The organism is Halomonas sp. HG01, assembly GCF_000968715.2.
Lineage (GTDB): Bacteria > Pseudomonadota > Gammaproteobacteria > Pseudomonadales > Halomonadaceae > Halomonas > Halomonas halophila.
Genome location: NZ_CP022134.1, coordinates 482936 through 509164, shown reverse-complemented (window position 1 = coordinate 509164; position 26229 = coordinate 482936). Strand labels below are relative to the sequence as shown.

Here is a 26229-nt window from a genome sequence, read left to right as displayed (position 1 = left end):
AAGATGGACGCGAACCCTTCGCCGCCCGGAGAACCGATGCGAGTCCTGGTCCACACCGATGCCGCCGAGGCCTGGCGCGATGCCCTGGCCGAGCGCCTGCCCGACGCCGAGATCCTCACCAGCGCCGCCCCCGCCGACGAGCGCCGCCGCGCCGACTATCTGGCGGCCTGGAAGCCCTCCGCCGGGCTGCTCGACGAGCTCATCTCGCTCAAGGGCATCGTCAACCTCGGCGCCGGGGTCGATGCGCTGCTGGGCAACCCCGCCCTGCCCCGGGGCGTGCCCATCGTCAAGCTGCGCGACGCCGGCATGGCCGGTCCCATCGCCGACTACGCGCGCTACGGCGTGCTGCACTTCCAGCGCGACTTCGACCGCTATCGTCGCCAGCAGGCCCGCGCCGAGTGGCGCGAGTGCCCGCCGGTCGACAAGGCCGACTGGCCGGTGGGGGTGCTGGGGCTCGGCGCCATCGGCGCCCGGGTGGCGCAGTCACTGGCCGACGACGGCTTCCCGGTGCACGGCTGGAGCCGCTCGCCCAAGACGCTGCCCGGCGTGCGCTGCCATCACGGTGACGACGGCCTGCGCGAGCTGCTGCCCGAGGTGAAGAGCCTGGTGCTGCTGCTGCCCGATACGCCGGCGACCCGCGGCATCATCGACGCCGAGGCCCTGGCCGCGCTGCCCGAGGGCGCCAGCCTGATCAACCCGGGGCGCGGCAGCCTGATCGACGAGGCGGCCCTGCTCGAGGCGCTGGGCGACGGCGAGGCCGAAGGCCGGCTGCGCGGCGCGCAGCTCGACGCCTTCCCCGAAGAGCCACTGCCGGCATCGAGCCCGCTGTGGTCGCATCCGCGGGTGCTGATCACCCCGCACATGGCCGGCCCCACGCCGCTCGGCGAGGCGCTCGACCAGGTGGCCGAGGCGCTGCGCGCCATGGATGCCGGCGAGGACGTCGAGACCATCGACCCCGACGCCGGCTACTAGGGTTCTCCAGGTTCGCGAGCCCCTACACGAACGTCGGCTCAGGGCATACGCTGAAGAGGAGACGTCACCGACCTCGAAGGAGAAGCCGATGCCTCATGCCCAGCTGGACTACGGCCCCGCGGACGCACTGCTGGTGGTGGACATGCAGAACGACTTCTGCGAGGGCGGCGCCCTGGCCGTGGCCGGCGGCAACGCCCTGGTGCCGGGCATCAACGCCGAGATCGCCGCCGCCCGGGCCGGCGGTGCGCTGATCGTCGCCTCGCGGGACTGGCACCCCATCGACCACGTCAGCTTCGCCCACCGCGGCGGCCCCTGGCCGGTGCACTGCGTCCAGGACACGCCGGGCGCGGCCTTCCACCCCGACCTCGACCTCGACGCCGATACGCTTCGCGTCAGCAAGGCCACCGCCTTCGACGCCGACGCCTATTCGGCCTTCGACGCCACCGGCCTGGCCGGCTACCTGCGCGAGCGCGGCGTCACCCGGGTGGTCGTCTGCGGCCTGGCGCTGGACGTCTGCGTGCGGGCCACGGTGCTCGACGCCCGCCGGCACGGCTTCGAGACCCTGCTGCTCGAATCGCTGAGCGCGGCGGTGGCCCCGGACGCCGTGGCCGACTGCCGGGCCGCCTTCGCCGAAGCCGGCGCCACGGTCATGCCGTGAGGGACACGCGCATGGACCATATCGCCCCGCTGAGCGTCGACGACGACGAGCTGGCACTGCTCACCGACCTCTACCAGCTGACCATGACCCAGGCCTACTGGAAGGAGGCCATGACGGCGCCGGCCACTTTCAGCCTGTTCTTCCGCCGGCTGCCCCCGGAGCGACGCTTCATGCTCGCCTGCGGCCAGCAACATGCCGCCGAACGGGTCAGCCGGCTGCGCTTCACCGACCGCGCGCTCCGACGGCTGGCCGAGGTCGATCATCTGGAACCGGCCTTCCTCGACTGGCTGGCCGACTGGCGCTTCGAGGGCGATATCTGGGCGCTGCCCGAGGGCACGCCGGTGTTCGCCAACGAGCCGCTGCTGGAGGTCGACGCCCCCATCGCCCAGGCCCAGCTGCTGGAAAGCCTGATCATGAATCTGGTGCAGCTCGAGACCGTGCTGGCCTCCAAGGCGGTGCGCATGGTGATGGCCGCCCGGGGCCGGCCGGTGGTGGACTTCGGCCTGCGCCGCATGCACGGCGTGGACGCGGCGGTACGCGGGGTGCGCGCCTATCGCGCGGCGGGGCTTTCCGGCACCAGCAACGTGCTGGGCGGGCTGCGCCACGGCCTGGCGCTGAACGGCACCATGGCCCACAGCTACGTGCTGGCCCACGACAGCGAGCGCGAGGCCTTCCGCGCCTTCGCTCGCCACTACCCCGGCACCACCCTGCTGGTGGACACCCACGACACCCTCGAGGGCGTGAAGACGGTGATCGCGCTGATGCGCGAGGAGGCCGGGCTCGAGATCGGTGCCATCCGGCTGGACTCCGGCGACCTGGGCGAGCTGGCCCGCGGCGCCCGGGCACTGCTGGACGCGGCCGGCCATGTGGACGTGAAGATCGTCGCCAGCAGCGGTCTCGACGAGCACGCCATCGAGGCGCTGCTGGCCGACGGCGCGCCGATCGACGCCTTCGGCGTCGGCACCCGGATGGGCGTGGCCGCCGACGCCCCGGTCATCGACCTGTCCTACAAGCTGGTGGAATACGCCGGGAAACCGACGATCAAGCACTCCCCCGGCAAGATCAATCTGCCCGGGCGCAAGCAGGTGTTCCGCCGCCAAGACGCGCACGGCCACTATGCCGGCGACGTGATCGCCGGGCGCGAGGAGACCGTGGAAAACGCGACGCCGCTGCTGATTCCCTGCGTGGTGCGGGGCGAAGCCGTGCCGGAGGCCATGGCGTCGGCCGACGCCGCCCGGGAGCGGGTCGCGCGGGACCTCGAGCGCCTGCCGGCCGCACTGCGCCGGCTAGAGACACTCGAGGGCGAAGGCGACTATCCGGTCACGCTGTCCGAGCGCCTCGCCGGGCGGGCCGGCGAGGCGCCCTGACGTCTTTTCTGACCGCAGCGCCGCCTTACAGCAGCTCGTTGAAGCGCGCCAGCCAGGCCGGATGCGCCGGCCAGGCCGGAGCGGTCACCAGCTTGCCGCTGACGATGGCCTCGTCCATGCCGATCTCGGCGTAGTCGCCGCCGGCCAGGTGCACCTCCGGGGCGCAGGCGGGATAGGCCGAGACCCGGTAGTCGGCCAGCGACACCGCGGCGGCCAGCAGCTGGGCGCCGTGGCAGATGGCGGCCACCGGCTTGTCGGTGTCGAAGAAGTGGCGCACCAGCTCCAGCACCCGCTCGTCCAGGCGCAGGTACTCCGGCGCCCGGCCGCCGGGGATCACCAGCGCGTCGTAGTCGTCTGCAGCGACCTCGGCGAAGGTGGCGTTGAGGGTGAAGTTGTGTCCCGGCTTCTCGGTGTAGGTCTGATCGCCCTCGAAGTCGTGGATGGCGGTGCGGATGCTGTCGCCCTCGCGCTTGTCGGGACATACCGCGTCCACCTGATGGCCCATGGCCTGCAGGGCCTGGAACGGCACCATGATCTCGTAGTCCTCGACGAAGTCGCCGGCGATAAGCAGCAGTCTGGCCATGACAACACCTCCTGTGAAAGACGAAAATGGGGGCCTGCCCCGCCAGCCTAACCGCTCGCCGATGACTCGGCCATGTCAGCGAGACCGTCATCGAGACGGCCGTCGGGAATGTCGGTGGGGAACCCGGCGGCCGCCGCGCCCTCTCAATCGAATCACCCCGATGCTTTTTCCCGCGAGGACTTCCCGATGACGTTTCGCCTGCCGCGCCGCGCCTGGCTGCTGGGCCTGGCCCTGGTCGTCACGGCCCTGCCAAGCCTGGCCGCCACCGCACCCCAGCCCTTCGACGCCCGCTACCATCTGGAGGTCTCGGGCTGGCCGGACGTCGATATCGAACATCAGCTGTCGCAGGAGGCCGGCCACTGGCACAGCGAGATGCGCGCCAGCCTGCCCGGCGCCAGCGGCCACGAATGGGGCCGCTTCCGGCTCGACGACGAGCGTGTCAGCTCGCTGCACTACGCCGCCGGCTACTCGCTGCTGGGCATCCGCCGCTCCTACTCGCTGGCCCAGGCCGATCTGGCCCCACTGCCCGACCGCCAGAGCGCCCTGGTCGCGCTGGCCCGGCGCGTCATCGACGACGCCGACGGCCAGGGCCGGCTGCGCTATCGCGACCACCGCGGCCGCGAGGAACGGCTCGACTACCGGGTGCTGGACCGCGATCCCGTGACGCTGCCGGCCGGGCGCTTCGCGGCGGTGCGGGTGGCGCTGGCCGAACCCGACGAGGACGACCGACGCATGGAGATCACCTTCGACGCCGATCGCCCGGGCCTGCTGCTGGGCATGGCTTACTACCGCGACGGCGAGCGCAAGAGCCGCCTGTCCCTGACCCGCCTCGGCGACGACTGACGCCGCTGCCGCGGCGGCGGCAAGCTGCTAGAGTGAGCGGTTTTGGCCGTCGCCGACGGCCCGAACGGGAAGACAGAGAAGGAACTCTCGCATGCTCACCGGACTGCTGATCGTATTGCTGCCGCTGATCCTGGGCTATCTGGTCCGGGTACGCCGCGACGCCGTCATGGCGCTGATCAACCGCGGCGTCAGCGCCTCGATCTACGCCATCCTGCTGCTGATGGGCGTGAGCCTGGCCGGGCTCGACGACCTCGGCGGCCAGCTCTCGCGCATGGGCGGCCAGGCGCTCGCGCTGCTCGCCGTCACCTCGGCCTGCAACCTCGCCGCCCTGGGCTGGCTGTCGCGCCGGCTGCGCCTGACCGTGGACTCGAGTCAGGCGGTGGCCGGCGCGCCCACCAGCAAGCTGGCCGCCATGGCCGGCTCGCTGGCGCTGGTCGGCGTTGTGGCCGCCGGCATCGTGCTGGGCCTTCTGATCCATGCCTTGTCCGGCGGCGCCGAGGCGCCCTTCGCCTGGGCCGAGCGCCTCTCGGAGTGGGTGCTCTACGCCCTGCTGGCGCTGATCGGCTGTCAGCTCAGGAACTCCGGCATGCCGCTCAGGCAGATCCTGCTCAACCGCCACGGGCTGGCCATCGCCGTGACCCTGGGGGCGAGCTCGCTGATCGGCGGGCTCGCCGCCGCGCCGCTGCTCGAGCTGCGCTGGAACGAGGGCCTGGCCATGGCCGCCGGCTTCGGCTGGTACTCGCTGTCCGGCATCCTGGTCGGCGACGAACTCGGGCCGCTGCTCGGGGGCGTGGCCTTCTTCAATGACCTGGGCCGCGAGCTGCTGGCCTTCGTGCTGATCCCGCTGGTGATCGGCCGCCACCCGGCGCTGGCGATCGGCTACGGCGGCGCCACCTCCATGGACTTCACCCTGCCGGTGATCCAGCAGCACGGCGGCGTCAGCTGCGTGCCGGTAGCCGTGGTCTCGGGGTTCATCCTCTCGCTGCTGTCGCCGCCGCTGATCCTGTTTCTGCTGTCATTGTGACATCAGCCCCCATGGCGGCAGCCTCTCGCCGTGCTCGCCATTTCCCGCCGCGGATGCCTGCTTCTGCTGACCCTGTGAGGTGAGAGCTCCGACCCCGGCCCTGAAGGCGGTGTGCCGGTGGCCGTGGACTCGTGGGGCGTCCGCTCTCGGCCCCCGGCTTCCCCACCACCGCCCCTGTTGCTCCTCCCGGATTCCCGGGGCCATGACCTACGCCCCGCGCTTACGCCGTCCTCCTCCCCCCTCGGGGAGGAGGCGGCTGCCCCCTGGATCGGCGAGCCTTGCCGTGGACTCACCCACGCCACGACACCGTCACCACAACAAGAAGGGAGTCGACATCATGACCCCACGCCTGCACCACGCCTCCTTGCTGCTGGCCGCCACCCTGGGCGTCGGAGCCGCCCTGCCCGCCATGGCCTTCGAGGACGACGGCCTGACCGTCTGGATCGGCGACAACAAGGGCCCCGAGGGCATCCGTGAGGTGGCCGAGCGGTTCACCGCCGATACCGGCATCGCCATCGACATCGTCCACCCCGACAACATGACCAACCGCTTCCAGCAGGCCGCCGGCAGCGGCCAGGGGCCGGATATCGTCATCTTCGCCCACGACCGCATGGGCGAGTGGGCCCAGAGCGGGCTGCTCAAGGCCGTCGCGCCCTCCGAGGCCTACCGTGAGCGCTACTTCGACTTCACCTGGGACGCCGTCGAGTGGAACGGCGAGACCTACGGCTACCCCATCTCGGTGGAATCGCTGGGCCTGATCTACAACAAGGCCCTGGTGGAGACAGCGCCCGAGAGCTTCGACGAGCTGGCCAGGCTCGATGCCGAACTGGCCGAGGACGGCAAGAAGGCGATTCTCTTCGACTACGGCGAGCCCTACTTCAGCTGGCCGCTGCTGGCCGCCAATGGCGGCTATCCGTTCCAGCATACCGGCAGCGGCTATGACGTCAGCGATATCGGGGTCAACAACGCCGGTGCGGTGGCAGGCGCCGAACGCCTGCGCGCACTGATCGACAGCGGCGTGCTGCCCGAGGGCACGGACTACAGCGTGATGGATACCCGCTTCAACCAGGGGGAAGTGGCGACGATGATCAGCGGCCCCTGGGCCTGGAGCAACCTCGAGAAGAGCGGTATCGACTTCGGTGTGGCGCTTCTCCCCAGGGTCGGCGACGAGCGGGCCAAGCCGATGTTCGGCGTGATGGCGGCGATGATCAACTCGGCCTCGCCCAACGACTTCCTGGCCACCGAGTTCCTCGAGGGCTACCTGCTCGGGGAGCAAGGCCTGCGCACCTTCAACGGCGACGGCTCGCTGGGCGCCGTGGCCCACAAGGCCTATCAGCAGGAGCTGGAAGCCAACCCGCACATCGCCGCCACCCTGGCGAATGCCGAGCTCGGCGAGCCGATGCCCAACATCCCCGAGATGGGGGCCTTCTGGTCGGCCATGGAACCGGCGCTGCAGAACATCGGCAGCGGCCGCCAGTCGCCGCAGGCGGCGCTGGATGCCGCCGCAGAGCGTATCCGTACCGCCATCGAGTAACGCCCGCCTTCCGGGGCAGACCGCAGGTAATCCCATGTTTGTGACCAACGCTTCGCGCGGCTTGCCGCGCCATCGTTCCCGCCATCCCGCCGAGCGCTACGGCCGTTGGGCGCTGCGCACCCTGACGGCCCTGCTGGTACTCGCCACCCTGTGGCTGGTGGTGGCCTTCCACCTGCGCGGCCAATGGATGTTCTCGCTGCTGTTCCTGGTGCTGGGGGCCTCGCTGGCGATCGTCTTCGGCAGGCGTGAATGGATGAGCCACCGCTATATCTTCCCGGCACTGGCCGGAATGGGTGTGTTCGTGATCTTCCCGCTGGTCTATACCATCGGCATCAGCTTCAGCAATTACAGTTCGAGCAACCTGCTCGGCGAGGAGCGGGTACGCGCCCAGTTCCTCGACCGGACCTACCAGGCCGAGGGCCAGGCCTTCGACTTCCAGCTGGTGCGTGAAGGAAACCGCACGCGCCTGTATCTGGAGGCCCCGGGGGCCGCCGACCCGGAAGGCGCGAGACAACTGGTGTCCAGGCCGCTGGACCAGGCCGTCGAAGGACAGCCCCTGGCGGTCGAGCCGACCGCGGCGGCTCCCTCCGGCGAGGCACTGGGCATCCGCGAGGTCATCGCCCGGCGTGATCGCCTGCAGCGCCTGACCCTGGTGACGCCGGAGGGTATCGAGCTCGAGATGGCGGGGCTGCGCCGCTTCGCGCCGATGCTGCCGCGCTTCGAGGCGAATCCCGACGGCAGCCTGACCGACCTGCGCGAGGGCATCCTCCTGACGCCCGATCAGGAGACCGGTTTCTTCGTCACCGAGGACGGCGAGCGCCTCACCCCCGGCTGGCCGGTGGCGGTGGGGCTGGACAACTACACCCGGATCTTCACCGATCCGGACATCCGCGGGCCCTTCCTGCAGATCTTCGTCTGGACCTTCGTCTTCGCCGGGCTGACGGTGGTCTTCACCCTGGCGGTGGGCTTCGTGCTGGCCACGCTGCTGCAGTGGGACCAGCTCAAGGGCAAGGCCATCTATCGCACCCTGCTGATCCTGCCCTACGCGGTGCCGGCCTTCATCTCGATCCTGATCTTCAAGGGCATGTTCAACCAGAACCACGGCGAGATAAACCTGATCCTCGAGAACCTCTTCGGCATCAGCCCCGACTGGTTCACCGACCCGGCGACGGCGCGCACCATGCTGCTGATCGTCAACACCTGGCTCGGCTATCCCTACATGCTGCTGCTGTGCATGGGCCTGATCCAGTCGATCCCCCGCGATCTCTACGAGGCCTCCGCGGTGGACGGCGGCGGGCCGCTGACCAACATGATGCGCATCACCCTGCCGCTGATCCTCAAGCCGCTGACGCCGCTGCTGATCGCCGCCTTCGCCTTCAACTTCAACAACTTCGTGCTGATCGCCCTGCTCACCGGCGGCAAGCCGGACATCCTTGGCGCCAGCACTCCGGCGGGCACCACCGACCTGCTGGTCAGCTACACCTACCGCATCGCCTTCCAGGATGCCGGCCAGCAATTCGGCCTGGCGGCCGCCATCGCCACCCTGATCTTCCTTCTGGTGATCGGGCTGTCGTGGCTCAATCTGCGCCTGTCCAAGGTCAAGGTCTAAGGAGGAGTCGTCTCATGGCCATGGTTCAACCCCGTTCGATTCGTGCCCGCAAGCTGGGCGCCCACCTCGCCCTGCTGGGCTTCGTCAGCCTGGTGGTGTTCCCGCTGCTGCTGGTGATCTCGATCTCCTTCCGCGAGGGCAACTTCGCCACCGGCAGCCTGATCCCCGAACGCTTCTCGCTGGAGCACTGGGCGCTGGCCCTGGGCATCCCCTGGGAGCGGGCCGACGGCACCGTGGTCCAGCCGCCCTTCCCGGTGCTGCTGTGGCTGTGGAATTCCATCAAGGTGGCGGTGGCGTCGTCGCTGATGATCCTCGCGCTCTCCACCACCAGCGCCTACGCCTTCGCACGCATGCGCTTCAAGGGCAAGGCGCCGATCCTCAAGGGCATGCTGATCTTCCAGATGTTCCCGGCCGTGCTCTCGCTGGTGGCGCTCTACGCGCTGTTCGACCGCCTCGGCCAGCTGGTGCCCTGGCTGGGCCTCAACACCCACGGCGCGCTGATCCTCGCCTCGTTGGGCGCGGTGGCGCTGCACATCTGGACCATCAAGGGCTACTTCGAGTCCATCGACGGCTCCCTGGAGGAGGCGGCGATGGTCGACGGCGCCAGCACCTGGCAGGCCTTCTACCACATCCTGCTGCCGCTCTCGGTGCCGATCCTGATGGTGGTGTTCATCCTCGCCTTCATCATGTCGATCATGGAGTACCCCATGGCCTCGGTGCTGCTGCTCGACGAGGACAAGCTGACCCTCGCCGTGGGCGCCCAGCAGTATCTGGCCGATCACAACCAGCGCTGGGGTGACTTCGCCGCCGCGGCGGTGCTCTCCGGGCTGCCCATCACCCTGGCCTTCCTGCTCTGCCAGCGCTGGATCGCCGGCGGACTCACCGCCGGCGGCGTGAAGGGCTGAGCTCCTCCCACCTCTGCCCCCCGATTTCCTCGTCCCGACAGGGACTCCCTGCTTCCCCGGCCTTCGCCGGGGTTTTTTATATGTGGTCGTGGGCAGGTATCGACCGCTGCCCCCCGATGATGGGCCATGGCAAAGACAACGCCCCGGGCGCAAGGCGCACCGGGGCGGGGTGGTCCGGGCAGGCTGTCGTTCAGTGGGCGATGCCGGGGATCTCCACCTGGCGCGGACAGGCCTGGCCGTCGGGGCCGAACAGGTGGCAGTGGTCGCCGGACAGGCCCAGGGCGACGGTCTGGTGCTCCTCGAACCGGGCCAGGCCGTCGAGGCGCTGCGTCACGGTGCCCTCGACGCCCTCGACCTGCAGGTGGGCGAGGGTCTCGTAGCCGAGCTTCTCGGCCACCATCAGCCTGGCCTCGAGCATCGCTTCGCCCTGCTCGGGGGCGACGAAGTCCTCGGCGCGCACCCCCAGGGTGGCGGTGTCGCCCGCCTGGAGGCCGCGGCCGTCCACCGCCACGGCCAGCGTCTCGCCGGACGGCAGGCGCACGCCGGTGCGCTGCGGGCCCGGGTCGACCACCGTCACCGGCAGGGTATTGATACGCGGCGAGCCGATGAACTCGGCCACCTCGAGGGAGTTGGGGAAGTGGTAGAGCGACAGCGGCGCGCCGACCTGGGCGATGCGGCCGCTCGACAGCAGCACGATGCGGTCGGCCAGCGTCATCGCCTCGACCTGGTCATGGGTGACATAGATCATGGTGGCGCCGAGGCGCCTGTGCAGCTCGGCGATCCGCACCCGCATCTCGACCCGCAGCGAGGCATCCAGGTTCGACAGCGGTTCGTCGAACAGGAACACCGCTGGCTCCTTGACCAGGGTGCGGCCGATCGCCACCCGTTGGCGCTGGCCGCCGGAGAGGTCCTTCGGCTTGCGCTCGAGCAGCGGGGCAAGCTGCAGGATATCGGCGGCGTGCTCGACGCGGCGGCGGATCTCGGCCTTGTCGGTGCGCGCCAGCTTGAGGCCGAAGGCCATGTTCTCGGCCACCGTCATGTGCGGGTACAGCGCATAGGACTGGAAGACCATGCCGATATCGCGCTCCTGGGGCGGGATCTCGTTGATCCGCTCGCCGTCCAGGCACATCTCGCCGCGGCTGATGTCCTCGAGCCCGGCGACCATGCGCAGCAGGGTCGACTTGCCGCAGCCCGAGGGCCCGACGAAGACCACGAACTCGCCGTCCTCGATGGTCAGGTCGATGTCGCGCGAGATCTCGACGCCGTCATAGTCCTTGCCGATGTCGCTCAGGGTCAGACGTCCCATGAGGCTTCCTCCGAGTCAGTGGTACAGCGGGCGATGGCGATACCATGTGCCGGCAGGGTGAGCGTGCCGCTCTGCCACTGGCCGTTGACCATGGCCGGGGCATCGTCGAGGGCACAGGCGTCGTGCGGGGCCGGCAGTTCGCGAGGCTCATCGGCAAAGTTCAGCGCCACCAGCAGGCGTTCGCCGGGGGCGCTCGCCGGATGGCGTCGCTCGAGGCACAGCACCTCGTCGCGCACCGGATGGTAGGCGATATCGCCCTTGACCAGCGCCGGATGCCGACGGCGGAAGGCCAGGAAGGCGCGACTGGCGTTGAGCAGCGAATCCTCCTGGGGCTCCTGCTGGTCCACCGCCAGCTCCAGGTGTGCATCGGGCACCGGCAGCCAGGGGGTTCCCGTGGAGAAGCCGCCGTGGCGGGCGTCGGCCTGCCAGGGCATGGGGGTGCGGCAGCCGTCGCGCCCCTTGTAGGCCGGCCAGAAGGTGATGCCGGCGGGGTCGACCAGCTGCTCGAAGGTCAGCTCGGCCTCGGTCAGGCCCAGTTCCTCGCCCTGGTAGAGACAGATGCTGCCGCGCTGAGTGAGCAGGAAGGCCAGGTAGAGGCGCAGCGCCGCGTCGTTGCCCTCGGCGCCCCAGCGGGTGGCCAGGCGGGTGACGTCGTGGTTGCCCAGCGCCCAGCAGGGCCAGCCATCGCCGATGCGCGCCTCCATCTCGGTGAGGATCCCGCGCAGGTACTCCGGATCATGGCGCTCGCCGAGCAGGTCGAAGGAGTAAGCCATGTGCAGACGCTTGCCCCCCTGGGAATATTCGGCCATCACGCCCAGCGAGTCATCGTCGCCGACCTCGCCGACGCTGGTGGTGCCGGGATACTCGTCGAGCAGCGCCCGCAGCCGCTCCAGGAAGATCAGGTTCTCCGGCTGGGTCTTGTCGTGGATATGTTGCTGATAGCCATAGGGGTTATCGGGGCGCACGCCGATGAAGCCCTCGGCGATCTCCTCGCGGGGCGGGTTGTCCTTGAGCTCGCCATGGGTGCAGAAGTTGACCGCGTCCAGGCGGAAGCCGTCGACGCCCCGCTCCAGCCAGAAGCGCACCTCGCCGAGAATGGCCTCGACCACCGCGGGGTTCTGGAAGTTGAGGTCCGGCTGCTCGACCAGGAAGTTGTGCAGGTAGTACTGGCAGCGGCGGGTGTCCCACTGCCAGGCGGAGCCGCCGAAGATCGCCTGCCAGTTGGTGGGCGGGGCGCCGTCGGGCCGAGGATCGGCCCAGACGTACCAGTCGGCCCTGGGGTTGTCGCGGCTCTGGCGGCTCTCGGCGAACCAGGGGTGCTGATCGGAGGTGTGGGAAAGCACCTGATCGATGGTGACCTTGAGGCCGCGGGCGTGAGCGGCCTCCACCAGGCGGTCGAAGTCCTCGAGAGTGCCGAACATCGGGTCCACGTCGCGGTAGTCGCTGACGTCGTAGCCGAAATCGAGCATCGGCGAGGTGAAGAACGGCGACAGCCAGATGGCGTCGACGTTCAGCGAGGCGATGTAGTCGAGCCGCTCGATCACGCCCTGCAGGTCGCCGATGCCGTCGCCGTTCGCATCCAGGAAGCTGCGCGGATAGATCTGGTAGATCACCGCGCCGCGCCACCAGTCGGCGCCCTGTCGGCCGAGGTACTGGGAAGTGTCTGTGGTCATGTGCCGGGTCCTTGTGGTGAATCGGGGGTATCGGCGGGCCGACACCGCAGGAAAAGCGTCATGCCCATGGTGGCGGCAGGACCGGCGGGAGAAATCCTCCTGCGGGGAGGGCAACAGGCGTAGGCGGGGGGAGGAGGCGTCCCCTACTCCCCCTGGATGCGCGCGAGGAGGTCGCCGGCCAGGGCGATGGCTTCCTCGCGGCGGCGGATGCCCTGCTTCTGGTAGAGACTGCGGATATGGGTCTTGATGGTGGTGGGCGCCACCGACAGCTGTTCGGCGATCTGCTCGTTGGAGAGCCCCGCATGGATCAGCCCCAGGATCTGCCACTCGCGACGGGTCAACGGCGAGGTGCGGATCAGCTCGGGCACGTCGGGGCGGGCAACGATGTCGGCGATCACCGCCTCGTCGAGCATCAGGCGCACGGCGCGGCCGAAGTCGCGCTGACGGCCGGCCAGCGAGAGCAGTCGCTCGGCGCGTCGCCTGGCCAGCTCGTCCAGTGCCCGGGTCTCGAGCAGACGACCGAGCATCTCGGACAGCGGTCGGCCCAGGCGCAGGAAGCTGCCGATGAGCGCCGTGCGCGAGGCCAGCTCCAGGGCCTCGGCCAGGTGCTCCAGCGCCGCCGATTCATGGCCGCACTGCCACTCCAGAAGCGCCAGACACAGCCGGTTGCGGTTGGCATCGGTGACCAGGCCGAAGCGCGCAGCCTGAGTCTCCAGCGTGTCCAGCAGCGCTCGGGCCTCGTCGGGCCGGCCGAGCAGCATCAGCGCCCGGGCGTGATTGCGCACGTTGGCCTGGGCGAAGTGGTTGCTGGCGATGTGGGGCTCGGCGGGCGGCGCCTCCTGCAGCCAGCGGGCCACGGCATCACGGTCGTCGTTGGCCTGCCACCAGGCCAGCAGGGTGGCATGGGCGTTGGCCCGCCAGTCGATGTGGTAGTCGCCGTCGGCAAGAATCTTGCGGATGCGGCGAACATGGTCGGCACACTGCGCCTGGTCGCCGCGCGCCAGGGCGACCTTGGCCAGGCTCACGTGACACTGCAGGGTCCAGCGCTCGCCCTGGCGGTCGAGCAGGGCGATGCCTGCCAGGGCCGCCTGCTCGGCCTCGTCCAGGCGGTGCCACTCCCACAGCAGCTGGCTGCGGATGCGATAGAGAAACTCGGCGACCGGCAGCCGATCGAGGCCACAGTGCTCGATATGCGCGAAGGCCCGTTCCTGGATGTCGTAGGCGGCCTGCAGCCGCCCCTGGGCGACCAGGGTCTCCGAATGGTGGCACAGCGCCCACAGCATCAGCTGGTCGTCGCCGATGCGCTGCGCCTCCCGCTCCACGTCATGGACCCGCGTCAGCGACTCGGCGAGTCGCCCCTGGACGAACCGTGCCTCGCAGAGAATGGCAGCGGCCGACACCGGCGTGACGGCCAGGTAGCGGGCCGGCCGGGTCAGGGCCTGCTCGGCCAGCGGCGCGGCCCGTTCGGCATCGCCCCGGTTGATCGCCAGCTGGGCGCGCAGGGTAGCGAACTCGGCGGCCAGCGCCTGCCAGGCGGGGTCGTCGAGCTGGGCCTCGATCCAGCCGATGGCCTGGGCGGTGCGCTCGAACTGGTACTGGGCGTGGGACACCCAGCCCTGCAGCAGCGTCAGCTGTGGCGAGGCGCACAGGCATGTCTCGCCGAGCGTCGCCAGGGCTCGTGCCAGCAGCGCGAAGTGGCCATGGGCCAGCAGCCGTGGGCCCTGGCCCTCGACCAGCATGGTCAGCATCTCGGGATCATCGGCCTCGATGGCCTGGGCCAGCGCCAGGCCGGGCTCGCCCAGCGCCAGCCAGGCCTGGCTGGCACGACGATGCAGCTGGCGCTGGGACTCGAGGCTCAGCGCGTGACGGCGATGGCGCAGGTAGCCGGCGAACAGGGGCTGGAAGCGAAACCACTGGTCGTGGGGATCGGTCCGCTCCAGGAACAGGCCCGCCCCTTCCAGGGCCTCGAGCCGTTGGGACACCCCCTCCCCCTCGAGCAGGTGCGCCACCAGCGTCGGCGAGAAGCGCTCCAGCACGCCGAGCTGCCACAGCAGGCGACGATCGGGCTCGTCGAGGCAGGCCTCCAGCAGGTCGTCGAACCAGGCGACGAAATCCGGATGGCTCCCGCCCAGCCGCTCCAGCAGGCTGTCGAAGCCCGCGCGGGTCGTGGTGCGCTGGATCAGCCAGTCCAGGGCCATCACCCAGCCGCCCGTCAGGCGCAGGGCCCGCTCCAGGCTGACCCGGGTGGGCGGGAAGCTGAGCTGCTCGGCGCACAGCGTCTGGGCCTCTTCCAGGTCGAAGGCGAGCGCCGGTGTACCGATCTCCTCGAGCTCGCCGCGCAGGCGCAGGCGCGGCAGGCCGAGCGCCGGCCGATGGCGTGATACCAGGGTCAGCGTCAGCCAGTGCGGCTGATGACGCAGCCAGTGCATCAGGCCATCGTGGATGGCGGGGTGGCGGACATGCTCGAACTCGTCGATTACCAGACGGCAAGGGGCGGCCTCGGCGGGCAGGCTGGCCAGCCAGGCATCGATGCGCTCATCGAAGGTTCCTTCCACGGCGGCAAGCGGCGAGACGCCCGGCCACTCGCGGCACAGGCGATCCAGCGCCGCACCGAAGTAATCGGCGAAGCGCTCCGGGTCGTCGTCGCGATCATCCAGCCGCAGCCAGGCGGCCGGCTGATCCAGTGCCGCCAGCCGTTCGGCCACCAGGGTGCTCTTGCCATAGCCCGGCGGTGCCTGCACCACCAGCAGGCGGACACGCTCGTCGAGGGCGAAGCGATCGTTGAGCCGCGGCCGGGCCACCAGGGTAGGGAGAGGCCTCGGAGGGGCGAGTTTTTCCTCGAGCAGTGGCATGAATCAGACTCCCGATGGACAAGGGGAAGGTGGCATCGACCTCATGCAAAACGCCCGCGACCTCGGTCGCGGGCAAGCATCGAAACAGCGCTCGACCAGGCGCGAGTCAGAACCAGACCTCGCTCTGCACACCGAAGGTCCACTCGTCGCCGGTGAAGCCGTCGCTGCCGAGGGCATCATCCCCGGAGTAGTCGTTGAGCTCCTCGTCCCAGTCGCTCCAGGAGGCGAACAGGCGAATCTCCGGACGCTGCCAGAAGCCGCCCACCTGGGGCTTGAAGGTCGGGGCAATGGTGAACTTGGTATAGCTCCCCTCGGCCGAGTTGTTGCCCCCATAACCCTCTGGGGAGAGGTCCATCCACTGATAGCTGCCCTCGTACTGCATCTCGAAGTTCTCGGTCAGCTCGTTGGCCAGGCGCACGTTGAAGGTCGCCCAGTCATACCGGTCACCCTCGACGTAACGATCCTCGCTGGTCTCGGCCAGGATGGCCGGCGCCACGCGCCAGCGGGGCGCCAGATAGGTGGTGCCGTACAGCGCGAGGCGGGTCGCGGTGGCATCCTCGCTCAGGTTGCCGTTGGAACCGAGGCTCTTGGTCTCGGCGCCGAGGCCCTGGCCATGCAGCACCGCGGCCTTGAAGCTGCCGTCGCTGAGGCCGAAGAAATCATCGCCATGGTAGGCGACCATGGTGTGGACGCCGTCATCCGCGGCATCGACATTGCCTTCGGTCAGACGCTCTTCGTTGTCGGTGGCGCTCATGCCGCTGATCATCCACTGCCAGTTACCGACGTAGTTGTTGGAGGTCAGGATCAGGTTATCGGTGCTGCCGGTGTCCTCTGCCGGATTCATGCTGTCGACCGGGAAATCGGTGAAGCTGCGTCCGTAGAGGGACAGGTTCGACGTCCAGTTGTCGGCCAGCTGCATGTCATAGATGCCGCCACCGGTGCCGGCCAGGAAGATGACGTCGCTGTCGAGCCAGTGGATATCGAAGTTGTCGCGGTCGAAGCGCTTGCCGGCCCAGATGGAGGCATTCTCGAAGGCACCGGTGAAGCTCGGCAGGTCGCTGAACTCGGCGTAGACCTGGCGCACGTTGAGACTGGACTCGTCGGACGTCCAATCATTACTGGTCTGCACCCCGTCGGCGATCATGGTGCGGTAATGCGCCTTGGCACCGTTGTCGAAGCGCATCTTGTAGTTGAGGATCGCCTCGGCGTAGGTATCCGGCTCGTTGCCCAGGCGCCCCACGGCGCCGCCCTGACCGCCCGCCGGCGTCAGATAGGGGCCACCCTCGGCGCTCTTGCCACCGTCACCGATCAGCAGCCCCGAGCGGGCGTAGGCGTTGAAGGAGAAGCCCTCCTCACCGCTGGCCTGGCGCTCCACGGCGGCCAGTCGGGCCTCCAGATCCTCGTCGGACAGCTGCTCGGCCATCTCCTGCTCGGCCTCGTCGGCGCGTCGCTCGGCGGCCGCGGCACGCTGTTCGGCGGCGACGATGCGTTGCTCGAGCTCGGCCAGGCGAGCCTCGAGGTCGCTCGAGGCCTGGGCACTGGCCAGCCCGCTGGCACTCAGGGCGGCGGCGGCAACGGCCATGACGAGCGGTGACTTGCGCGGGCGTTGGGTCGGAATTGTCATCGTGATCAATGCCTTTGTTGTTGTCGCGTGAGATCTCGATCGCGTCCGGCGAACCGACGCCCTGCCCAGCCGTTGAGCGGTGCCGGGCAGCTCCGGGCATCCGGACTTAATCGTTTAAGACGGTAGTTGGAATGTAACGCGAAAAACACACGACTTATGTCTAAAACCCGACGAGAGACATCAAAAAGTAGTAAATAAACAAGTTTTAACGTCGAAGGTCGCCATTTTCACGACCAAAGTCTAGGTTGCACCGCCGTCTCCGCATCGCTTAACTGAGCGCAGATCTTAATCGATTAAGACACGTCCTGGCAGGCCAGGCTTCCATGCGCCATCGCCGTGCCGGAACGCGACAACAACAAGTGACGAGGATACGCCATGCAACGCAAGTTCCTGATCGCCTCTGGACTCACCCTGCTGGGCACGGCAGGCGCCGCTCCGGCCCTGTCGGCCGAGCTGACCATTTCCTGCGGCGCGGTCGGCGCCGAACTCACGCTCTGCGAGCAGGGCGTCGAGGCCTGGGAGAACGAGACCGGCCACGACGTGGAAATCGTCTCCACGCCCAACTCCTCCACCGAGCGGCTGTCGCTCTACCAGCAGATCCTGTCGGCGCGCTCCGGCGATATCGACGTGCTGCAGATCGACGTGGTCTGGCCGGGCCTGCTGGCCAACCACCTGATCGATCTCGAGGAGACGCTCGGCGAGGATGCCGCCGAGGGCCACTTCGAGACCATCGTCGCCAACAACACCGTCGACGACCGGCTGGTGGCGATGCCCTGGTTCACCGATGCCGGCGTGCTCTACTACCGCAAGGATCTGCTCGAAAAGCACGCCGTCGCGCCGCCCGAGACCTGGCAGCAGCTGACCGATATCGCCGTCGAGATCCAGGCCGCCGAACGCGAGGCGGGCAACGACAAGCTATGGGGCTACGTCTTCCAGGGCCGCGCCTACGAGGGGCTGACCTGTAACGCCCTGGAGTGGGTGGCGAGCCACGGCGGCGGCACCCTCGTCGATGCCGACGGCGAGATCACCATCGACAACGAGAATGCCGCCACGGCGCTGGACCTGGCCGCGAGCTGGATCGGCGAGATCACCCCGCGGGGCGCCCTGAACTACACCGAGGAGGAGGCCCGCGGCATCTTCCAGTCGGGCAACGCCGTGTTCATGCGCAACTGGCCCTATGCCTGGTCGCTGGCCCAGAGCGAGGACAGCGAGGTGGCCGGCAAGGTCGGCGTGGTCAAGCTGCCCCACGGGCCGAATGGAGAGAGCGCGGCCACGCTGGGCGGGTGGAACCTCGCGGTGTCGAAGTACAGCGAGAATCCCGAGCTCGCCGCCGATCTGGTGGCCTACCTGACCGGCGAGGCCGAACAGAAGCGGCGCGCCATCGAGGCGGCCTACAACCCGACGCTCACTTCGCTCTACGCCGACGAGGAAGTCCTCGAGGCCGTGCCCTTCTTCGGCACCCTCTACGACACCTTCACCAACGCCGTGGCCCGCCCCTCCGCCGCCACCGGCGACAACTACGGCCGTGTCAGCAACGCCTTCTTCAACGCCGCGCACGGCGTGCTCACCGACGAACAGGACGGCGCCGATGCCGTCGCCGAGCTGGACAGCGAGCTGTCACGCATCAAGCGTCGTCGCTGGTAACCGGAGGTCGACATGTCCACTTCTGCAACCGACAGTGCCCCCCGCGAGGGGCGCACGGCCAAGGCGGGTTACCGGGGCACCAAGGTCCGCCGCCAGCGGGTCCGCGCCGCCTGGACCTATCTGACCCCGATGCTGGTCGCCCTGGCGCTGGTCGCCGGCTGGCCGCTGCTGCGTACCTTCTACCTGAGCCTCACCGACGCCTCGCTGTCGGACACCGCCGGCGCGGCCTTCATCGGCTTCGAGAACTATCTGGTCTATGACGACGGCGCCTGGTACGGCCTGCTCACCGACCCGGTGTGGTGGAACGCGGTGTGGAACACCGTCTACTTCAGCGTGGTATCGGTCTCGCTGGAAGTGGTGTTCGGCATCGTCGTCGCCCTGCTGCTCAACGCCGAGTTCAAGGGCCGCATGCTGGTGCGGGCCGCGGTGCTGATCCCCTGGGCCATTCCCACTATCGTCTCGGCCAAGATGTGGGCCTGGATGCTCAACGACCAGTTCGGGATCATCAACCACCTGCTGATGGCGCTGGGCCTGATCGATGCCCCCCTGGCCTGGACCGCCGATGCCGACCTCTCCATGTGGGCGGTGATCATGGTCGATGTGTGGAAGACCATTCCCTTTGTCGCCCTGCTGGTGCTGGCCGCCCTGCAGATGCTGCCCAAGGACTGCTTCGAGGCCGCCGAGGTCGACGGTATCCATCCGGTCAAGGTGTTCTTCCGCGTCACCCTGCCGCTGATCACCCCGGCACTGCTGGTGGCGGTGATCTTCCGCCTGCTCGATGCCCTGCGCGTGTTCGACGTGATCTATGTGCTGACCTCCAACTCCACCAGCACCATGACCATGTCGATCTATGCCCGTCAGCAGCTGGTCGAGTTCCAGGACGTGGGCTATGGCAGCGCCGCCTCGACGATGCTGTTCCTGATCATCGCCCTGGCCGTGGTCGTCTACCTGTACCTGGGCCGCCGTCAACTGGGAGTCGACCAATGAACCAGTATCAGCTGATGAAACTCGCCAAGCGCGTCGGCCTCTACGCCCTGATCGCCGTGGTGATGGTCTACGCCATCTTTCCCTTCTACTACGCCGTGATCACCTCGCTGAAGCCCTCGAGCGAGCTGTTCCGGGTCGATTTCTGGCTGTCGTCGGTGGACGTCAGCAACTACGTGCAGATCTTCACCCAGAAGAGCTTCGTGCGCGCCATCTTCAATTCCATCCTCATCTCGGTGTCGGTGGTGGTCATCGCCCTGCTGCTGGGGATCACCGCCTCCTACGCCCTGGGCCGGGTGCGCTTCCGCGGCCGCGCCACGGTGATGCTGACCATCCTCGGGGTATCGATGTTCCCCCAGGTGGCGGTGCTCTCCGGCCTGTTCGAGGTGATCCGCGCGTTGAACCTCTACAACAACCCGGGCGGCCTGATCCTGAGCTACACCATCTTCACCCTGCCCTTCACCGTCTGGGTGCTGACCACTTTCATGCGCCAGCTGCCCATGGAGCTGGAGGAGGCCGCGATCATGGACGGCGCCACCCCCTGGGTGACCATCACCAAGGTATTCCTGCCGCTGATGTGGCCCGCCATGGCGACCACCGGACTGCTGGCCTTCATCGCCGCCTGGAACGAGTTCCTGTTCGCCCTGACCTTCACCCTCACCGACGACCAGCGCACCGTGCCGGTGGCGATTGCCCTGATCTCCGGCGGCAGCCAGCACGAGCTGCCCTGGGGCCCGATCATGGCCGCCTCGGTCACCGTCACCGTGCCGCTGGTCATCCTGGTGATGATCTTCCAGCGCCGCATCGTTTCCGGCCTCACCGCCGGCGCCGTCAAGGGATAGGCCTCATGTCATCAAGGACCCCGATCATGCAAGACAACCTGAGCTGGTGGCGCGGCGGCGTCATCTACCAGATCTACCCGCGCAGCTTCATGGACGCCAACGGCGACGGCATCGGCGACCTGGCCGGCATCACCGAGAAGCTCGACTACGTGGCGAGCCTGGGCGTCGATGGCATCTGGCTGTCGCCCTTCTTCACCTCGCCGATGGCCGACTTCGGCTACGACGTCAGCGACTACCGCGATGTCGACCCGATGTTCGGCAGCCTGGACGACTTCAAGGCCCTGCTGGCCCGTGCCCATGCCCTGGGCCTGAAGGTGATGATCGACCAGGTGATCAGCCATGCCTCGGATCAGCATCCCTGGTTCCGGGAGAGCCGCCAGGACCGCACCAACCCCAGGGCCGACTGGTTCGTGTGGGCCGACCCCAGACCCGACGGCACGCCGCCCAACAACTGGCTGTCGATCTTCGGCGGCTCGGCCTGGACCTTCGACTCCCGGCGCCGCCAGTACTACCTGCACAATTTCCTGGCAAGCCAGCCGGACCTGAACTTCCATCACCCGGAGGTCAGGAAGGCACAGCTGGACAACCTGCGCTTCTGGCTGGAACTCGGCGTCGACGGCTTCCGCCTGGACACCGTCAACTTCTACTTCCATGACACCGAGCTGCGCGACAACCCGCCGGTGCCGGCGGGCGCGGCCAAGACCCTGGGCGCCCCGGACAGCAATCCCTACACCTGGCAGCGCCACGTCTATGACCTGAGCCGCCCGGAGAACCTCGACTTCCTGCGCGAGCTGCGCGCGCTGATGGACGAGTTCCCCGGTACCACCACGGTGGGCGAGATCGGCGATGACAACCCCCTCGAGCGCATGGCCGAGTACACCGCCGGCGGCGACAAGCTGCACATGGCCTACGGCTTCGACCTGCTCAACGACCCCCACTCGCCGGCCTATATCCGCGAAGTGATCGAACGCTTCCAGCGTCTGGCCGGCGACGCCTGGCCATGCTGGGCGCTGTCCAACCACGACGTGGTGAGAAGCGCGACGCGCTGGGGCGCCGACGAGGACCCGCTGGCCTATCCCAAGGTGGCGCTGGCGATGGTGCTGTCGCTGCGCGGCAGCGTCTGCCTCTACCAGGGCGAGGAGCTGGGACTGCCCGAGGCCGAGGTGCCCTTCGAGCGCATCCAGGATCCCTACGGCAAGGTGCTGTGGCCGGAATTCAAGGGCCGCGACGGCTGCCGCACGCCGATGCCCTGGACCGATGCGCCGCGGGCCGGCTTCACCGCCGAGGCCGTGGAGCCGTGGCTGCCGGTCGACGCCCGCCATCTGCCGCTGGCCGTGGCGCGCCAGCAGGATGACGCCGCCTCGGTGCTCAATGCCACCCGTCGGCTACTGGCGTTCCGCCGCGAACACCCGGCGCTGGTCGACGGCGACCTCGAACTGGTCGACGTCGGCCAGGACCTGCTCGGTTTCCTCCGCAAGAGAGGCGAGGAGACGCTGCTGTGCGTCTTCAACCTGGACGACGAGACGCGTAGCACGACACTGCCGATGGCCGGCCCCCTGCTCGGCGGTCATGGTTTCACCGCCGATCTGGACGGCGCGACGCTGACCCTGCCGCCCTACCAGGCCGCCTTTCTCCAGCTCGACCGTTAACACTACACAACAACGCCGGCCCCGGGGGCCGGCGAGGAGTCGCCAGATGGCAAGCGTGACCCTGGAAAAGCTCAACAAGGTCTTTGGCCACACCCCTATCATCAAGGACGTCGACCTCGAGATCGGCGACGGCGAATTCGTGGTCTTCGTCGGCCCCTCGGGCTGCGGCAAGTCCACCCTGCTGCGGCTGATCGCCGGGCTCGAATCGATCACCGACGGCGAGCTCAGGATCGCCGGCGACGTGGTCAACGACCTGCCGCCCCGCGAACGCGGCGTGGGCATGGTGTTCCAGTCCTATGCCCTCTACCCGCACATGACGGTGTACGAGAACATGGCCTTCGGTCTCAAGCTGGCCAAGACCGACAAGGAGACCGTCGAGCAGCGAGTGATGGCCACCGCCCGCATCCTGCAGCTCGAGGAGCTGCTCGACCGCAAGCCCAAGGCGCTGTCCGGCGGCCAGCGCCAGCGCGTGGCCATGGGCCGCGCCATGGCCAGGGAGCCGCGCATCCTGCTGTTCGACGAGCCGCTGTCCAACCTCGACGCCTCGCTGCGCGTGCAGATGCGCAACGAGATCGCCCGCCTGCACCACCGCCTGGGCTCGACCATGGTCTACGTCACCCACGACCAGGTCGAGGCCATGACCCTGGCCGACAAGATCGTGGTGCTGCGCGACGGCCGCGTCGAGCAGGTCGGCAGCCCCCAGACGCTCTATCAGCAACCGGCCACCAAGTTCGTGGCCGGCTTCATCGGCTCGCCGACCATGAACTTCATGCCGGCGGAGCTGCTCGGCAGCGATGGCGACGGCTGCAAGGTCCAGGCCCCGGGCCTCGGCGAGCTGGCCCTGCCCCAGGACGCTGGCAGCGCCGCCCAAGGCACCGGCCTGACCCTCGGCGTACGCCCCGAGCACCTGCACCTGACCGAAGCGGAGGGCGACAACGCCTTCGAGATCGTCAACGTCGAGTACCTGGGCAACGAGGTCTACGTCTACCTCGAGCCCAAGGCCGGGGACACCCTGCTGATCCATCGCAGCGAGGCCCCGAGCCGCTGGGACGTCGGCCAACGGGTGGCACTGGCTCCCGAACTCCAGCACGTGCATCTGTTCGATGCCGATGACCGGGCACTGGCGCTTGCCGGCCAGCGTCGCGCCGCCTGAACCGACGCCCTCCTCCCCCTTCCTTTCCCTTGGTGACGGGAGCCCCGGCTCCCGTCTCTGGAGACGCGCATGCCGTTATCTCACGACCAGCACGACGCTCGACACGACTGGTGGCGCGGCGCCACCCTCTACCAGATCTATCCACGCAGCTTCATGGACGCCAACGGCGACGGCATCGGTGATCTCCAGGGCATCACCGAGAGGCTCGAGCACGTGGCGAGCCTCAATGTCGACGCCATCTGGCTGTCGCCCTTCTTCACCTCGCCGATGGACGACTTCGGCTACGACGTCAGCGACTATCGCGACGTCGACCCGATGTTCGGCACGCTCGGCGACTTCCGCACGCTGATCGATCGCGCCCACGAACTCGGGCTGCGGGTGATCATCGACCAGGTGCTGTCGCACAGCTCCGACCGGCACGCCTGGTTCCAGGAGAGCCGCCAGGACCGCACCAATCCCAGGGCCGACTGGTACGTCTGGGCCGACCCCGAGCCCGATGGCAATCCGCCCAACAACTGGATGGCGGCCTTCAGCGGTCGCGCCTGGACCTTCGATGCCCGGCGCCGGCAGTACTACCTGCACAACTTCCTGCCCAGCCAGCCGGACCTCAATTTCCACCACCCCGAGGTGCAGCAGGCGCAGCTCGACAACCTGCGCTTCTGGCTGGAACTCGGCGTCGATGGCTTCCGCTTCGACGTGGTCAATTACTACTTCCACGATCGCGCCCTCACCGACAATCCGCCGATGCCTCTTGCGCAACGCCGGCCCGGCAACCCGCAGAGCTACCAGTGCCAGCGACACAACATCGAACAGCCCGAGAATCTGGCGTTCCTCGAGCGTGTCCGTGCCCTGCTCGACGAATACCCGGGCTCGACCACCGTGGGCGAGATCGGCGGCAACGATCCGCTGCCGACCATGGCCGCCTACACCGCCGGCGAATCGCGCCTGCACATGGCCTATACCTTCGACCTGCTGGACAGCACCGGTGAGGCGCGCGAGCTCCACGACGTCCTGGCGCGCCTCGCCGAACTCGGCGACGACACCTGGCCCTGCTGGGCACTTTCCAACCACGACGTCCAGCGCAGCGCCAGCAGCTGGGGCCAGGAACGCGCCCTGCTGGCACTGACGGTGCTCTGTTCGCTACGCGGCAGCCTGTGCCTCTATCAGGGTGAGGAGCTGGGCCTGCCCGAGGCCGAGCTGGCCTATGAGGACCTGCAGGACCCGTTCGGCATCAACCTGTGGCCGGAGGTCAAGGGCCGGGATGGCTGCCGCACTCCGATGGTATGGAACGAGGCCGCCAACGGCGGCTTCTGTGACGCAGGCGCCACTCCCTGGCTGCCGATCGAGTCGCGTCACCGGCCGCTGGCCGTGGCACGACAGGACAAGGACGCCGACAGCCTGCTGAACCGGGTCCGCCAGCTGCTCCGGCGGCGCGCCGACAGCGACCTCCTGCGTCAGGGCGACCAGCAGCTGATCGCTCCCGAGGCCCTGCCCGACGAGGTCTTCGGCGTGATCCGCACTCGGGGCGGCCAGCGCCTGCTGTGCCTGGCACATCTCGGCCATGGCGATGCACCGATCGAGATCGACCTCGAGGCGCTGGATGCCGGCCCCGAGGAGGGCCGCGCCCTCGACCTGCCAGGCATGCCGTCTCCTGCCCTGAAGGAACGCAAGCTGAGCCTGAGACCGGGTACCGCCGCCTGGCTGGCCTGGGCCTGACGCCGTACGGCGCCGCTCACCATGCCGCCCGCGCCATGGCACGGGCGGGCATACTGCCGATGAAGCGGCCCTCGGTCACTGTTCATCGCCGCCAGGGGCGGCTAGGATAGGCCCCTAACTAAATCGATTCAGAGGCGACCCTGTATCGCCGCCAGAGAAGCGAGCCATCCCGTGTCTTCGTCACGCCGCATCACCCTGAAGGAGCTGGCCCAACACCTCGGCGTATCCACGGCCAGCGTGTCCAACGCCTTCAACCGCCCGGACCAGCTGTCCCAGGACCTGCGCGAACGGATCCTCACCGAGGCCCGCCAGCTGGGCTACCGCGGCCCCGACGCCAAGGCGCGCAGCCTGCGTACCGGCCGTTCGCAGATCGTCGCGGTACTGCTCGCCGAGAGCCTGACCTACAGCCTCAACGATGCCGTGGCCAGCGAACTGCTGTCGGGCATCGCCGAGGTGCTGGACGCCCATGGCCACACCCTGCTGCTGCTATCCGGGCGACAGGCGAACGATCGCATGCCGGGCTCGGCGAGCATCGCCGACGGTTTCATCGTCTACGGCCTGATGCCCAGCCCATCGCTGCTCGGCGACCTGCCCTCGCAACGGCCCCAGGTGGCGGTGGACTTCGACATCTCGGGTCAGGCCAGCGTCCATGTGGACAACGCGCCCGCGGCACATGCCATCGCTTGTCATGCGCTGAGGAGTCCGCCGCGTCGCGCCGGCATCATCAACCTGCGCCTCACCGAGCAGGCCTGCAACGGTCGCATCGGCGACGACCAGACACTGCTGTCGGCGGATCAGACCATCACCCGCGCACGCCTGGACGGCTTCTTCCAGGCCTTCGCCGAGCACGATATCGATCCCGCCAGGCTGCCGATGTGGAACATCGAGGAGAACACCTTCGATGTCTGCACCCCGGTGATCGAGGCGATTCTCGACCTCCCCGACGAGGAGCGGCCCGACCTGCTGCTGTGCATGTCCGACCGCATCGCCCTGACGGTACTGACCCTGGCCGAACGGCGTGGCATTCGCATTCCCGAGGATCTGCGCATCACCGGGTTCGACGGCATCGCCGAAGGCCAGTACCGCTCGCCGCGGCTGACCACGGTGCGCCAGGACAGCGTCGAGAAGGGCCGCATCGCGGCACGCATGGTGCTGGGGCTGGAGCCTGCCAGCCCCCGGCTGCTGGCCACCGAGCTGCTGATCGGCGAAAGCTGCCCCTGAGCGGACTTGCACCGGAATTGCATCCTCCCGGTGACCCGGTGCGCTACGCTAGGGCACTTTGCCCGTTCAG

20 protein-coding genes are annotated in these 26229 nt (G+C 68.6%); 15 read left to right on the top strand and 5 right to left on the bottom strand.

Going from position 1 to position 26229, the window contains the following annotated elements; genetic code table 11:
* Window positions 1-36: 36 nt before the first annotated feature.
* The 3 genes from UN84_RS02310 (at window position 37) to UN84_RS02300 (ending at window position 2997) form a co-directional block, all read left to right on the top strand.
* Window positions 37-972, top strand: coding sequence for a 2-hydroxyacid dehydrogenase (locus tag UN84_RS02310; protein ID WP_046079290.1), 936 nt, complete (start codon window positions 37-39; stop codon window positions 970-972).
* A gap of 88 nt (window positions 973-1060) precedes the next feature.
* Window positions 1061-1630: a nicotinamidase gene (locus UN84_RS02305; protein ID WP_046079291.1), complete on the top strand. Its 570-nt coding sequence runs from the start codon at window positions 1061-1063 to the stop codon at window positions 1628-1630.
* A gap of 11 nt (window positions 1631-1641) precedes the next feature.
* The gene (locus UN84_RS02300; protein ID WP_107182205.1) at window positions 1642-2997 is read left to right on the top strand and encodes a nicotinate phosphoribosyltransferase; all 1356 of its coding nucleotides are present in this window, start codon (window positions 1642-1644) and stop codon (window positions 2995-2997) included.
* A 25-nt stretch (window positions 2998-3022) separates the two neighbouring features.
* Here the strand turns inward: UN84_RS02300 and UN84_RS02295 are convergent, their stop codons facing one another.
* Complete coding sequence (locus tag UN84_RS02295) at window positions 3023-3580, bottom strand: DJ-1/PfpI family protein (protein WP_046079292.1); 558 nt, start codon at window positions 3578-3580, stop codon at window positions 3023-3025.
* Window positions 3581-3766: 186 nt separating this feature from the next.
* Between UN84_RS02295 and UN84_RS02290 the strand changes: the two genes are divergently transcribed.
* The 5 genes from UN84_RS02290 (at window position 3767) to malG (ending at window position 9495) form a co-directional block, all read left to right on the top strand.
* Window positions 3767-4423 (top strand): hypothetical protein, encoded by a 657-nt coding sequence (locus tag UN84_RS02290; RefSeq protein ID WP_046079293.1) that lies wholly within the window; start codon window positions 3767-3769, stop codon window positions 4421-4423.
* Window positions 4424-4514: 91 nt separating this feature from the next.
* Complete coding sequence (locus UN84_RS02285) at window positions 4515-5447, top strand: lysine exporter LysO family protein (protein WP_046079294.1); 933 nt, start codon at window positions 4515-4517, stop codon at window positions 5445-5447.
* A 337-nt stretch (window positions 5448-5784) separates the two neighbouring features.
* Window positions 5785-6981, top strand: coding sequence for a maltose/maltodextrin ABC transporter substrate-binding protein MalE (gene malE, locus UN84_RS02280; RefSeq protein WP_046079295.1), 1197 nt, complete (start codon window positions 5785-5787; stop codon window positions 6979-6981).
* A 34-nt stretch (window positions 6982-7015) separates the two neighbouring features.
* Window positions 7016-8590, top strand: a complete 1575-nt coding sequence (gene malF, locus UN84_RS02275) for a maltose ABC transporter permease MalF (RefSeq protein ID WP_046079296.1) — start codon at window positions 7016-7018, stop codon at window positions 8588-8590.
* A gap of 14 nt (window positions 8591-8604) precedes the next feature.
* Window positions 8605-9495, top strand: coding sequence for a maltose ABC transporter permease MalG (malG, locus tag UN84_RS02270; protein WP_046079297.1), 891 nt, complete (start codon window positions 8605-8607; stop codon window positions 9493-9495).
* 190 nt (window positions 9496-9685) lie between these two features.
* Here malG and ugpC read toward each other — a convergent pair whose 3' ends face one another.
* The 4 genes from ugpC to UN84_RS02250 all read right to left on the bottom strand — a co-directional run bounded on the left by ugpC (window position 9686) and on the right by UN84_RS02250 (window position 16950).
* A complete protein-coding gene (gene ugpC, locus UN84_RS02265; RefSeq protein ID WP_046079298.1) occupies window positions 9686-10801 on the bottom strand; it encodes a sn-glycerol-3-phosphate ABC transporter ATP-binding protein UgpC in 1116 nt (371 codons plus the stop codon).
* Window positions 10789-12474, bottom strand: a complete 1686-nt coding sequence (locus UN84_RS02260; protein WP_046079299.1) for an alpha-amylase family glycosyl hydrolase — start codon at window positions 12472-12474, stop codon at window positions 10789-10791. Before UN84_RS02260 ends, ugpC begins: the two co-directional genes overlap by 13 nt.
* Window positions 12475-12617: 143 nt before the next feature.
* On the bottom strand, window positions 12618-15326 hold the full coding sequence (gene malT, locus UN84_RS02255; protein ID WP_046079300.1) for an HTH-type transcriptional regulator MalT: 2709 nt from the start codon (window positions 15324-15326) through the stop codon (window positions 12618-12620).
* Window positions 15327-15432: 106 nt separating this feature from the next.
* Window positions 15433-16950 (bottom strand): carbohydrate porin, encoded by a 1518-nt coding sequence (locus UN84_RS02250; RefSeq protein ID WP_046079301.1) that lies wholly within the window; start codon window positions 16948-16950, stop codon window positions 15433-15435.
* Window positions 16951-17325: 375 nt separating this feature from the next.
* On the opposite strand from UN84_RS02250, the gene UN84_RS02245 reads away from it, so the two are divergent.
* The 7 genes from UN84_RS02245 (at window position 17326) to UN84_RS02215 (ending at window position 26159) form a co-directional block, all read left to right on the top strand.
* Window positions 17326-18594: an ABC transporter substrate-binding protein gene (locus UN84_RS02245; protein ID WP_046079302.1), complete on the top strand. Its 1269-nt coding sequence runs from the start codon at window positions 17326-17328 to the stop codon at window positions 18592-18594.
* A gap of 12 nt (window positions 18595-18606) precedes the next feature.
* A complete protein-coding gene (locus UN84_RS02240) occupies window positions 18607-19581 on the top strand; it encodes a carbohydrate ABC transporter permease (protein ID WP_046079303.1) in 975 nt (324 codons plus the stop codon).
* Window positions 19578-20420 carry a carbohydrate ABC transporter permease gene (locus tag UN84_RS02235; protein ID WP_035594861.1) on the top strand — a complete coding sequence of 281 codons (843 nt, stop codon included), beginning with the start codon at window positions 19578-19580 and terminating at the stop codon, window positions 20418-20420. The genes UN84_RS02240 and UN84_RS02235 overlap by 4 nt, the downstream gene beginning before the upstream one ends.
* A 26-nt stretch (window positions 20421-20446) precedes the next feature.
* A complete protein-coding gene (locus UN84_RS02230) occupies window positions 20447-22069 on the top strand; it encodes an alpha-glucosidase family protein (protein ID WP_046079304.1) in 1623 nt (540 codons plus the stop codon).
* A 46-nt stretch (window positions 22070-22115) separates the two neighbouring features.
* Window positions 22116-23222: an ABC transporter ATP-binding protein gene (locus tag UN84_RS02225; protein WP_046079305.1), complete on the top strand. Its 1107-nt coding sequence runs from the start codon at window positions 22116-22118 to the stop codon at window positions 23220-23222.
* 69 nt (window positions 23223-23291) lie between these two features.
* Window positions 23292-24938, top strand: a complete 1647-nt coding sequence (locus tag UN84_RS02220; protein WP_046079306.1) for an alpha-amylase family glycosyl hydrolase — start codon at window positions 23292-23294, stop codon at window positions 24936-24938.
* A gap of 171 nt (window positions 24939-25109) precedes the next feature.
* Window positions 25110-26159, top strand: coding sequence for a LacI family DNA-binding transcriptional regulator (locus tag UN84_RS02215; RefSeq protein WP_173834945.1), 1050 nt, complete (start codon window positions 25110-25112; stop codon window positions 26157-26159).
* The last annotated feature ends 70 nt before the right edge of the window (window positions 26160-26229 follow it).